Annotated in this window: 5 protein-coding genes and 1 pseudogene; 2 read left to right on the plus strand and 4 right to left on the minus strand. The window is 50.8% G+C overall.

Translation table 11 applies throughout. From position 1 onward, the window contains the following. Positions 1–87: 87 nt before the first annotated feature. A pseudogene (locus AB5Y91_RS07720) lies at positions 88–977 on the plus strand (IS3 family transposase); the annotation flags it as partial. Between the two features lie 1,231 nt (positions 978–2,208). Next, positions 2,209–2,367 (plus strand): hypothetical protein, encoded by a 159-nt coding sequence (locus AB5Y91_RS07725; RefSeq protein WP_368169463.1) that lies wholly within the window; start codon positions 2,209–2,211, stop codon positions 2,365–2,367. A gap of 137 nt (positions 2,368–2,504) precedes the next feature. Here AB5Y91_RS07725 and AB5Y91_RS07730 read toward each other — a convergent pair whose 3' ends face one another. The 4 genes from AB5Y91_RS07730 to hhe are packed head-to-tail and all read right to left on the minus strand — an operon-like array spanning position 2,505 to position 13,135. Continuing rightward, the gene (locus AB5Y91_RS07730) at positions 2,505–3,569 is read right to left on the minus strand and encodes a hypothetical protein (RefSeq protein ID WP_303809526.1); all 1,065 of its coding nucleotides are present in this window, start codon (positions 3,567–3,569) and stop codon (positions 2,505–2,507) included. Further along, entirely contained in the window at positions 3,570–4,283 is a 714-nt protein-coding gene (locus AB5Y91_RS07735; RefSeq protein ID WP_303809524.1) for a M48 family metallopeptidase, read from the minus strand. Continuing rightward, positions 4,283–7,381, minus strand: coding sequence for a type I restriction endonuclease subunit R (locus tag AB5Y91_RS07740; protein WP_303809522.1), 3,099 nt, complete (start codon positions 7,379–7,381; stop codon positions 4,283–4,285). The genes AB5Y91_RS07735 and AB5Y91_RS07740 overlap by 1 nt, the downstream gene beginning before the upstream one ends. Before the next feature lie 18 nt (positions 7,382–7,399). Continuing rightward, complete coding sequence (gene hhe / locus AB5Y91_RS07745; RefSeq protein ID WP_368169464.1) at positions 7,400–13,135, minus strand: DUF4011 domain-containing anti-phage protein Hhe; 5,736 nt, start codon at positions 13,133–13,135, stop codon at positions 7,400–7,402. Between the last annotated feature and the right edge of the window lie 108 nt (positions 13,136–13,243).

Raw genomic sequence — 13,243 nt, forward strand, 5'->3', positions numbered from 1 at the left:
CAGTACCGCGATCGGGTGGTCAAGGGATTGCACCGTCGGGCCGCCGAGTTTGGTTTCACCCTACAGGCAATCGAGGGTGTTTCTTAGGAAGGCTACGGCTCTCTTGATGACGGACGAGTTCACACGTACGCGCTGATAGACCGATTAAGAGAGCAAGCCCCCATCACTCTGGTCTGCTGCGCTTTCGATGTTCCAACATCCTGTTTTTACGACTATCTGACCCGCAAGCGGACGATTAACCGTGAGCGGATGCAGCAACGCAGCGAGTTGCGCCGTTTGTTAAAAGAAAGCCGCAACTCAGCGGGCAGCCGCGCCTTGATGTCGATGATGCGAGAGCTGGGGCATTAGATTGGCCGATTCAAAGTGCGCAGTCTGATGAAGGAAGCCGGTCTGGTATCCAAGCAACCGGGCGCCCATCGCTATCAGGTCGCCCGGTCTGAGCGACCGGATATCCCCAATCTGCTGGCCCGTGAATTTGATGTTCAGCAAGCCAATCAGGTGTGGTGTTGTGATATCACCTACGTCTGGGCCGCGTGTCGCTGGTATTACCTGGCCGCAGTGCTCGACCTGCATACCCGGAGGGTCGTGGGCTGGGCGATGTCTGATAAGCCTGATGCAGAGCTGGCCATCAAAGCACTGGAGATGGCCTATCAGCAGCGGGGTTGCCCATCAGGCGTGCTGTGTCACTCCGACCAGGGCAGCCAATATGGCAACTGGGCATTTCGGCAACGACTGTGGCGCTATCGCATGACCCAGAGCATGAGTCGGCGTGGCAACTGCTGGGATAACGCGCCGATGGGAGCCTGAAGTCAGAGTGGCTCCCGACAACGGGATATATGAACCTGCGGGAGACGAAGCGGAATATCAGCTATTACCTGATGGATGACTACAACTGGCGGCGACCGCATCAACACAATAATGGGGTATCGCCAGTGAAGGCCGAAAATCGGCTTAACACAGTGTCCGGATTTAGTTGACCACTACACAGCCCTCTAAAAAATATAACCAGACTACCAACCAATAAATATAAACAAGAAAATCGTGGGCTCCCCTCCCCATCGTGGACAAAATATTACGCAGCAATATAAAATCCATAAGCCACGCCACGACCATTAAAATACCATCCTCAATGCTGGTTAATGACAAGGTTTGCGTGATGGCATATGAAGGGGCATTGCCATAATATGGCAATTTATATCGGAAATTTTTCTAGGTTTTTGCATTCTTACATCTATGATTTTATCATGTACACAAACCCTACTAATTAAAAAATAGAACCTTAAAAAACAATCTGTTAGGTTAATGAAACCACTATCTCAATGTCAAAAATCCGTGCCACAATATGGCAATTAGCATTTGGCGCTGCCATATAATGGCAGACACTTCTACACAACGCCTTGCTGAAGCTGCCTGCTACACAGATAACTCACGAAACCTATTAAAAGATGAGGTTAAAGTGAGTATTTATGCAAAATACACCACTCCAACACTCACCTCCAAGCATTGTCCAACGAGAGTACAATGGGATACCATTAATTATAACCAGGCCACCCTGAAGGGTCTCAATGGAACCTTGTCATCATGGATGCTTTGCTATGCATAATATGAAGTCTTCGACACCACCTTGATAGATGCTCAAAAAGCACATTTTTTCACTCCCCCCTTCATTTACGGCTTATACATCTTTATTTCAGGGTGATTAATCACCATATAGAGAACCATATTAAATAATATTGAGAGATGGCTCACATGAACTTATTTGTTACAACCCGGCGGATAACCATTTTATTTAGCTATCAGATTAACGCTGACAGTTAAATAAAGTTAAGCTGGTTAGAAAACATAAATTAAACCTCTCTTTTTATTTTTAATAAAAAATATAAATAAAACATAATCATACCATAGAAAATAGATACGAAATTCATCAATACTGCATTCCCGTGAACACATTATCCAGACCTGTTAAACCTAGCGAACTCTTACGTAAACAGGCAAAAAGGTGGTGAACACAGGCCGCACAGATCTAGTTATCACCTGACATAGGCTAAACACATAGTCAATTTTTCGGCCACTACATCTCGGCATTCCAACTCCCCTCTACACCATACCCTACAGAAATTTCCATTTTTTGCCCCCTGTTAGATGGCTTCGTTTTTCATACATTGTCGCTATCCAGTACATCCACTGGAGATGACAAGGAGATCTATGATGAGCAACAACAAAAAATCCATGACCACAGAAGCCGTATCCCGTATCCATAGTGCTGAAGCGCGGAGTAACGGAGGTGGTGTGAGTAAAGACAGTTTCACCGCTCGTGCACAAAAAACCACTGCAGTCACCCCGCCAAAACCGGAAACTAAAAAGTAAGGAAACAACATGTCTAAAAAAGATGACGACGATAACCGCTCGCGTCAATTAAACCCCGAGCACGATGCCTACTGGCAGAGTCGGGGCTACGATGAGCGCCCTGATGATGAAGATGATGAATGACTTTTTCAGGGAGCCTATGGCTCCCTGCTGCCGATAGCTTCATTATAAAAGCGATTATAATGGCTAAAACATGTAACAACTTCATGATCCAGCTCTGGATCACCCGTTACATGAATCCATCCAGATAATATATCCGCTACGCCCCACATCGGCTCACAATAGTGAAGAACTTCCTCGACATCAAAATCTTCTGTCTTGGCTAACTCTTCAAGTGCTCCACGTAACCATTCTCTAACCGTTTTAAATTTTAGATTTCGTTTTCTTGCATAAAACTGACGTAAACTGGTTGCGATAGAATCTTCATTGCAACCCGCGTACTTGGCAAAAGCCTGATAGCCTATTGACTTGGATACAAAACGTTTCAGAAGAGGTTCAAACAATCCAGACCTATGAGGCACCCACTTATCTAGTGGGGATGTGGGCATCATTTTAAGAAATATCGATTGCTTGTGTTCCATCGACACATGGCGGTTAAAATCAGCATCAAACGCCGCTAGCATCTTAATAAAAAGATATATATTGAAATAATGTAGAGTTCTAAACAGGACCCTGTTTTGTTCAGGCCCCATGTTAAAATCTATATCATTGACTCGCGACTCTACATTCAACTCCATTAGACTAGCTCTCAGCCAGTCGTTCTCTAAAACTTTCTTGGCTCGACTTCTCCCACCAAGACCATCTAGGCTATCCAATAAAATCTGCAACTCACATAGGAAGCATTCTGCTTGCGCACACGTTTGTGGGTAATAGCCTGTAATTTGAAGACCTTTGAATATGCTTGGCCATTTATAACGAATGGCAAATTGCGATATTAGTATGGGTTCAGATGGCGTATCAAAAAAATCAGCACTAACACCCCTAGCCACTGAGATATCCTTCAATCTTTGGATGAGTTTTTCTGACTGAGTACTGTGGCACTCATCCCCTGATGATAAAAAATACTTGTTTAGTGTTTTGGCACATGGAGGATACAGCTTGTCTTTATTTATGCTAGGGGAAGTAAACACGCCTCGAAAAAATTCCCCTTGTGAAGGGAAACCAAGCCATTCGATAAACTGCGATGGGTCATAAAGAAACATTTAATACCCCCACCGGTTAAACGCCAGCGGCATTTTGTTTAGCTTCTCTCGGTGCTCTCGCCAATTTGGCAAGTACAAATCCATCAGGGAGATAAATCGCTGGTTATGTTTTCGCTCTAAAAGATGCACCATCTCGTGAACAACAATAAATTCCAGACATTCAGGGGGCTTCTTGACCAACTCGAGGTTAATCCAAATGCGAGCAGTATCTGTTTTGCAGCTACCCCACATGGTCTTCATGCGTTTGATACCCACAAAGGAAGGTGACACCTTTAACGTCTCCTGCCACTTGGCGATAAGATCTGGCAAGCGCTGGCGTAGCAACTGGCGGTACCACTCAAGGAGCAACACCTCGCGGCGGTCTGCGTCATAGTGTGCAGGCACCCGCATACGGATCCAGCCACCCTGCAGCTTGACGCTGTGGGTGCCCTCGGTCGGGATCACATCCAATCGGTAGCCTCGCCCCCAAAGATAGTGAGTCTCTCCGCTACACATCTTGCGCTCGCTCTGACGCGGCTGTGCAACAAACGCAGCCTGCTGCTGTCGAATCCAAGCAAGTCTTCTCACCACTGCAACTCGAATGGCGGTATCTGACAAAGAAGCAGGAGCGGATACACGCACCCGTCCATCAGGGGGCAGCACATTGATGTGCAGATTTTTGATGCCTTTGCGCTGCAACTCGACAGTCAGCTCACCAAAGGTAACCAACGCCATCAATGGTACTCCGGCTGGGCTTTTACCAGGGTCATCACATCCGCAACCTTCACATCATACCCCTTGACCTCTTCAGCGATGGCAAAGGCAATCTCCCGCTCCTTGAAGCGATCCCCATACCAGTCCGCTTTCTTGGTGTAGCGCACGGCGGTATCAATCTTGGCCACCAGCAACTCATCCTTGCCCAGATTGTCATAGAGAGCCCGCTTGGCAGAGGTATCGATACTGGCAGGATAAGCCCCTGCCCCACCACTGGCTGGCCGCTTCACCTTGATGGCCAGCTCACGCACCTTCTCCAGATACTCCTGGTAGGAGATGGCCTGAGAGCGCCGCAACTCTATCAGCTCGTTTAACAGAACCGACATTTTCTCGTAGTACTTGGGGTTCACCGGGTTCTCATCGACTATGGTGCGCCGCACGTTGTTTTCGATGGCCTCAGCCATGGCTTCAGGGTCTTTGCGCAGCCCCTCTGGTGCACCATCGAGCGCTTCAGTTCCCCGTTCGATGATCAGCTCCAGCAGTCCCAGCTCCTCGAAGTCCATCAGGGTTTCGCTGGGGTCGGCATCGACATAGAGATCCAACATCTGCCGCATCGCTGGCTCGAACTGTTTCATATCGACGTGATCACTGCTGGCAACTTTGATCATGTCACGCACCTTGGTGTAGTGCTCCACCTCGCGGCGGATAGCCGCAGCCTGACTGGTACTGTAGCCCGCCTCCTCCAGCTCGCCGGCCAGCGTAGTGAACGCCCGGATCAACTTGGCAACGAACTGATAGAGGGTCAGGCGCAGTGCCTCCTTGTCGAGCAGTTCATCCTCATCGGCGCCTGGCGTACAGCAAAAGTAGTGCTGATAATCCAACTCTTCGCGCGGTGCCTTGACCGGCTCACACAGGGTGCGTACCGCCTCCAAGGCATCATCAAGATCTTGCTTGCCTTGTGCCAATCGATCTTTAAGCAGACCGGCCACATCCTCCTTGTCGTATCCCTCGAACGCCTCGGCGGTGTAATCCTTGACGGTTTTCTCTAAGGAACGAAACAGGTCCTTGTAATCGACGATGTAGCCATAATCCTTGTCGGCCCCATCGAGCCGGTTGACCCGGCAGATAGCCTGAAAAAGGTTGTGTTCGGCCATCTTTTTATCGATGTAAAGGTAGGTCGCCGATGGCGCATCGAAACCAGTCAACAGCTTGTCCACGACAATCAGTAGCCGCATCCGACCCGGCTCCTTGATAAAGCGCTGTTTGACTGTTTTCTCAAACTCCTCCACCCGCTTGCCGGCCTCGTCCTCGCTCTGCTCAAAAAAACGTGCCAGCATTTTGCGATAGATCTGATACTTCGCCAGCTTCTCGGTCAGCCCCTCGCCAGTCTCCTCACCCTTGATGGTACTGGCATTGGGTTGATAGCTGGTGATGATGGCACACTTGTCGGCAAAGCCGGCCTGACTGAACAGCTCATAGCTCTTGCAGGCCTGATAGACACTGGAACAAACCAGCATGGCATTGCCGCGACCATCGGCCAGGCGGGGCTTGCGATCAAAATCAAGCAGGATATCGGCCACGATTTGATCAAGGCGCGAGCGGCTCGACAGCAGCTTCTGCATCGAGGCCCACTTCTCCTTGAGTTGCTGGCGACCAAGCCGGGAAAGCGCCCGAGTCTTCACCTCAAACCATTCATCCACCTTGGCCTGAGATTTGACCCGCTGATCGATGTCGCGAGCCTCGTAGCGCAAGTCCAACACCACCCCATCGCTTACCGCCTCGTCAAACTTGTAGGTGTGGATGTAGGGGCCAAACACCTCCACCGACTTCTTCTTGTCCTTCTTCATCAGCGGCGTACCGGTAAAACCGATGCAGAGCGCCTCGGGCAATATGCTCTTCATGGCTCCATGCAACTTGCCGGACTGGGTACGGTGGCACTCGTCCACAAGCACGAAGAGATTACCCTTGGGGACGAAGTCCGCCGGCAGGCTAGCCTTGAGCTCATCGATAAACTCATCGCCATCAAGATCGCTCTCTTCATCATCGGTATGGCGGCCAAATTTATGCACCAAAGAACAGAGCAGCCATGGTTGCGCCTCGTTAAGGCGACGTACCAAATCAGCACCACTTTTGGTACGCAGGATCTCCTCTTCCACCCCGGCGAACACCTTCTCAATCTGCTCATCGAGTTCGGTGCGGTCAGTGATGATTAACACCCGGCTATCCGGTACATTCTCGCGGATCCACTTGGCCAGCCACACCATGGTCAGACTCTTGCCACTGCCCTGGGTATGCCAGATGATCCCCCCTTCACGGCGCTCTATGAACCCTTTGGCTGCCTTGATGCCAAAGTACTGATTATGGCGACAGGTTTTCTTCACCCCGCTATCAAACACGATAAAGTCGTGAATAAGCTCAAGAAAGCGCTCCTTGTCGCACAACTGAGTCAGGTGGCGATCCAGCAGATTGCCCTCCTGTATGCCATCGGCCTCCTTCCACTCCAGATAGTACTTCTCAGGAGTTTCAATGGTGCCATAGCGCACCCCTTGGCTATCGTTACCCGCCATGATCAACTGCTGGGTGGTGAAGAAGTTGCGGATAAAGTCTTGCTGCTGGTTGTCGAGGCTCTGCCGGATCCCCTCACCGATAGAGACGGTGGACCGCTTGAGCTCAATCACCCCAAGCGCAATCCCGTTTACGTAGAGCACCAGATCCGGTCGTTTGGTGTTCTCACCCGCGACCGTCACCTCCTCGGCGATGGCGAAGTCGTTGGTTTGCGGATTATCCCAATCCACCAGCCAGACGGTCTGATTCTGCTCGCCCGCACCAGCCTTCTCCTTCACGCCGTAGCGCAGCAGGCGGTAGACCTCTTTGTTGGCATCATAGAGCTGGCGCCCCTCCCCCAAGCTGGCGGTACGCTCCAGCTGGCGCAGCACCCGGGGAATAAGCGCCTCATCCACACCGTGCCCGGCCAACCAACTGGTCAGCAAGGCGGGCTCAACATTGCGATTGTTGGAACGGATATGCCAGTCGCCCAGATAGCGATAGCCCAGCTCCTCAATAAAAAACTGGACTACCCGCTGTTGGGTGGCGCGTTCACGTTGACCGACAGTTGTCACTGTTCTAATTACCTCTGCTTATGCCAACTCAGGCTCGAACGTTGCATCATCAGCTTCCATATCAGCGCCATCAATTAATGCCAATACCTGATCAAGGAAACGTTGAGCCTCATGCACATCTGTTGCTTGTCGCAGGTAGTGTGGTATCCGCTCAACAAACTCGGAACGTGATAGAGGCTGATGCTCAAGCAAGGCTTCGAGCATGGCTGGTCGCAACAAACGGCGATCATCATCAACATCCGGTAGCGCTACCTCGATGACATGCTTGGCAAAATACCGAAGCTGTTCCTTGAGTCCCAGCTCTGGTATAGGAGATGTCTCTTGGTGATCCTCTGCCTCTGCAGAAGGCTCGCTCTCCTCCATATACTCATATGAAGGCACTGTAACCTCAGGTTCCAACGTCTTGAGCTGATGGAGTTTCCGGATAATTGGGGAGAGCACCTCGTCAGGATTACTGAACCAGTCTGTGGACCAGATACGGCTAATTCTCCAACCCAAACGTTCCAGTACCTCTTGACGTAGTCGGTCCCTGTCTCGGGCCGATTTTGCAGAGTGATAGGCAGCACCATCACACTCAATCCCCATCAAGTAGCGACCTGGGCAACCAGGGTCTTTCACCGCCAAATCAATAAAGAATCCGGCCACCCCAACCTGAGGCTCACACTCGAATCCGGCTTTCCTAAGCGCCTCCATTACGGCTACTTCGAAGTCGCTATCTGGTGCCTTCCCTGTATGGGTGATTTGTGAGTCCAATGTTCCTTTTTTAGCAAACTGAAGGAAACCTTGCAAAGAGACGACTCCAAGTTTACTGGTCTCACTCGTCAGCACATCCTCTGAGCGCATCGAGCTGAAGACATGCATCCGCTTCTTCGAACGAGTAAAGAGTACGTTCAGACGACGCCAGCCTACATCGGAATTTATTGGCCCAAAGCGTTGATATACCTTCCCACCATGTTCAGCAGGTCCATAGGTAAAGGAAATAAAGATCACATCACGTTCGTCACCCTGCACGTTCTCAAGGTTCTTAATGAAAAGCGGCTCCTCCATGTCATACAAACCATTGATAGCACTATCGACTTCCGGCCTACTGCGGCGCAGTTCATCAATAGCGCGTTCGATCTGATCGCGCTGTTTTGAACTCATCGCAACTACACCGAGTGATTCACCCGGTCTGTGCTGCGCATGATGAAGCACCGCCTCTGCCACGGCCTGCGCCTCTTCAATGTTATGCTGGTTGGAAAAACGTCCTTTCGAGACATAGGTAAATTTGATCCCATACTCCGGAGACTCCGCATAAGGAGAGGGGAATATCACCAGATCGCTGTTATAAAAATGGCGGTTGGAGTAGGCGATCAATTTCTCGTGCCGGGAACGATAGTGCCAACGCAAACGCCGCATGGGGAACAGCGGCAATGCGGCATCCAGGATACTGTCCGTATCGCTGAGCGCGGCGGCATCATCGTCATCCTCACTATCCACACTTCGATCAAAGAAACTGGTTGGCGGCAACTGCTTGGGATCACCCACCACCACCAATTGCTTGCCCCTGGCGATAACTCCCAACGCATCCTCTGGCTTTACCTGAGATGCTTCATCCATCACCACCAAGTCGAATTCCATCCGTCCAGGTTCAAGGTAATGAGCTGCGGACATTGGCCCCATCATGAAGCAGGGTTTTATAGCAACCAGAGCACTGCAGGCTCGGTTGACCAACTGCCGGATTGGAATATGTCTGGCTTTTTTGCCCAACTCATTTTTGATCAGTGCCAACTCGGTGTATTCGCTCTTCTTACCTCCCGCGTTCCCCTCCGGGACATGGCGACGAGCAATCTGCGCAGCAATGCGCTGACGCTGCAACGTAATCAGCTTTTTGTCGTACTCCTTGAACGATGCTTGCAAGGCATTGCGTTGGGTACCGGAGATCCTCACCAATTCAGGGTGGGCCTGAATAACCTCTCGAGCCAACTGGTCATGGAGTGCCAAAGCCAAACCCAGTTCAACCTTCTCCACAGGGAGTGTTCCGGCAAGGACTGCAGACCAGATCCGCTGCAATCCGCGTTCCTGCATCTGTTCGTAGCAACGGATAAAGTTGACCCACCCATTCAACCAGCGAGGCTGTTGAATCGCCTTTTCGTTCCGCTCCAGCAATGCGCCCAGTGAACAGTCTGTCGACTTGAGCCACTGGCCGTTATCCAACATTGTTTCTTGTGCAAATCGCGCAGCATGTTGCTCCTGGTCATGCCATTGCAAGCCAACTTCAACACCATCACGGCAAAGTAACGCATACTCGCTCGCATTATCCAGATGCCTGATCCTGGTGGCCAAAGAGGCACACTTTATGTTTCCAACCAGTTGATCAGCCAGATTCAGCGTGTCGCCGATAATGGTTAGTGCCTGTCGGTTATCTTTATTCAACCCAAAAGCCAACGGGACTGATTGCGCAAAAACACCCAACTCCGGTTTCTTATTTTCAAGGTCAATCTGCAAGGCAGACATTTTTTGCAAGAGATCGGAGAAATGTGTCATCTGACCCAGCGACACCTCTGTGTTGACAAACCATCCCTGCAAAGCAGTCAGCGTCGCTTGCACTTGTTGGCAAACCTGTCTCAATGCTCCCTGTTCACCTAGCCAGACAGGATGATCTTTCAGTTGGTGGGCAATGCGCGGCAGCAACTTGGCCTCATTTTCTGCCTGTTTCACCAAGGCCATTATTTTCGCGCTGAACTGTGACTTCTCGATCTGATGGACGCCTTTAATGATTTCGCCATCCAGAGCCATCACATCAGAGCCTATCGCTACCCGCTTTCCAAAGCCGATGCCGTAACAAGCGCGGACCTGCTTGTACCAATCGCGCAATTGCATCAACTGCGCGCAATCCGTGTCCAGTCCACGGTATGCGTTGCCGAGTTGATTACCGAAGGCTCTTTGCTCAAACCTCTGCAGTAACTCCGTGTACTTCACCAGGTTGGTTGACCAACGTTTCAACTCGGCAAGCTTGGTTCCTGGCTGTCGAGACAACCCTGTGAGCAAGGCCTTGGCACTACGCCAATCACTCTTGAACCATGAGAAGAAACCACCCTGCTGAATAATCGCAACAGCACGAGCAAGTTGCTCTTGGGACGGTAGTCTGTCCAACTGATACAGCTCGGACAAGTTATCCCTGAGGGGACGCAACTCTTCAATCTGCTGAGCCAGCTCGAGCAGTACAGCATCGAGGCCATCATCATCAAACAGTGGGTCACGTACCCTGATGAGCTCTGCCGGCAAGGCCCCCACAATAGACAGTAATTCGGCACAGAATACCAAGCCAGACTGGGTATCATCGATGTGTGCAGAGAGGCTGTCAGGTAACGCACTCTTGAAGTCGCTCAGCTGACCAGAGAGGGATGACAACTCATCTTCGATGCATCGAACAGACTCGAGCCACTTGATCAAGTCACGAAGAGAGAAATGTTCAGCAACACCGTACTTTGCCAGCTCCTCACGGGGAAAATCACATGGCTCACCTCGTTCCAGCAGACGGAGCTTCTCGGGTTCAATGGCTTGACTCAAGGTGTCATAGTAGCCTTGAAGGGTGTCAAATCTCGCCAGATAGTGACGAACGCGTGCTATCGCATCCGAAGTATCCAACCCGGGAAGAGCGGCGAATAATTCCGATCCGTTCAAGGCAGGTAGATGTCTCTGATCCTGTACCAGTTGCTCAATATGGGCGAGCTTATCGAGACTCTCACCTTCCAGAGCCCATTTGTCTAAAAAACCCTGATAATGATGATGGAAATGGAGGATTGACGCCTGCCAAGCTTGTAACAAATCAACTATACGAGCGCTATCAAACAGCTGGATTTGGGTGTTATTCACACCACTCCAAGGGTGCTCATATATTTCTGCATCGGCCCCCACCTGCTCCCGCACCTCCTTGTAGATGCGGCTAAACTCCACCACTTGGTCGCTCAGTCGTAACTGAGTCACCTTGTCCAGTTTTTTACCGGAAAAGTTCTCAATGTGGAGTACTGTTGCATCGATATCCAATTTGTTGCGATAGCGCGTCGCACCACTCAGTATCTGATGGATAGTCCTTCCCGTGAGCTCCCAAGGGGTGTTTATCAATGCAGCATACTCATTGAGCTGCCTCTTGAGCTCTTCATAACGCGTAATCTGGGCGTCAATCTCTTCCGTCGTCGGCATTGTTGCCTGACGCATCATGCGGGCTTCAATATCCTCCAGCACCTTACGCTTATGCGTCTTGTGGCTGTGCAACTCCAAGCAGAACTCACCCAGACCGGCACGATCCAGACGACGCTTGACGACCTCCAAGGCCGCCATTTTCTCTGCCACGAACAGCACCTTCTTGCCATTGAGCAGGGCCGCAGCAATCAAGTTGGTAATCGTCTGTGATTTGCCGCTGCCGGGAGGTCCTTCAATGACCAGATTTTTCCCATGGATGGCATCGATCAAGGCGCTGTGTTGCGAACTATCCGCATCATCGATCAGCGGGATCTTGTCATGGATCTCAGGGTAACTATCGATGCAATACTCATGTTGGCTTAATCCACCTGTTGAGTCGGCATTGTTTTCGCCGCCCCCCTGACTGGTGAAAAAGCGACGGATAACCTCATGAGACAAGATGTTGCGTTTGTCCTGAGGCCAACGAGCAGGATCGAGATCCAGATACATCATCATCTTGCCAAAATTGAGCAAGCTCAGCGCCCCGTAGCGTTTCACCGACCACCTGGGTTTATGTTTGCCAACGACTTTGGTCACCGCAGCGAGATAGGACTCAGGTGTCTGCTCCTCGTCAAACAGAGGAAGGGCCAACCCAAAGTCAGCCTGTAATTTCTCCTTCAAGGAGAGATTGGGCAAGATATCTTCACCCGTGTAATGGATCTGGTATTTGTAGAGGCCATCCTTGGGATCCAGCTTGCCACGCTCACATCGCACAGGGATGGTGAACAAGGGGGCAAAGCGTGCTTTATCCGAAGTATCGCTCTCGTACCATTCGAGGAACCCCAGCGCCAAATACAGGATGTTGGCGCCACTCTCTTCTATGGCCGTTTGAGCCTTATTGTGGATGGCCCGCAGACGCGCCTCAAGCTCTCCGGGGAAGAGCAGAACCTGTATCCGCTTATCGTCATGACCGGGGTAGGATGGCGATATAGTGAGCGCCTTACCTATCTTGGCCTGACGTTCAAAGTCCTCAAGCCCTTCATAACCCGCCAGGTTGCAGGCTGTGGTCAGTTCTGACAAATTGAGGCCTTGTTTAGCGTACTGGGTCCGAATACCGGTCAGTTTTCCATCTCTAGCCTGGCCATATTGATAGATAAACTCATGGGCCTGCTCCAGCAGTGGCCGGTTTACTTCTGAGGCAGGCACCCGCTGTCCAGTGGGTAAATCGAATTCGGTGCTGATCCCCAAAACCTGTGCCCAATCCTTGGCCGTCGGAAGGGCCCTTAGCTGGGCATCCTTACCATCCTCACCAACCTTCAGATAGCCATGCTCCAACAGTTGTTGGCGGGTTGGTTCAGGGACTGGCGCAAACTCCATTGCGACTTCCGCGCAGAGTGTTTCATAGAGCTGCTCTGGCAGCTCATCAACAATACGCAGTGCGGAACCTTTATTGGTGAGGGGAAAGTTGAGCAGACGATTGCGAGAGGTGAGATCCAATAACTTCTTTCGCATCGCCTCAAGGGAGGTTAATACAAAAGGATCCACCCCCTCTATCACTCCACCTGTGGATGATGCTTCTACAACCGACATACAGCTCTCCAATTATTTTTTGAACTCTCAACCAGGCCAATAACAAGGCAACATTGAGTCCACACCAAGTCTATTTTTCAGTAATACTTAGCGGCGCATGATCGCCAC

Origin of the sequence: Aeromonas sp. R4-3, assembly GCF_040908275.1 — a bacterium.
Lineage (GTDB): Bacteria > Pseudomonadota > Gammaproteobacteria > Enterobacterales > Aeromonadaceae > Aeromonas > Aeromonas rivipollensis.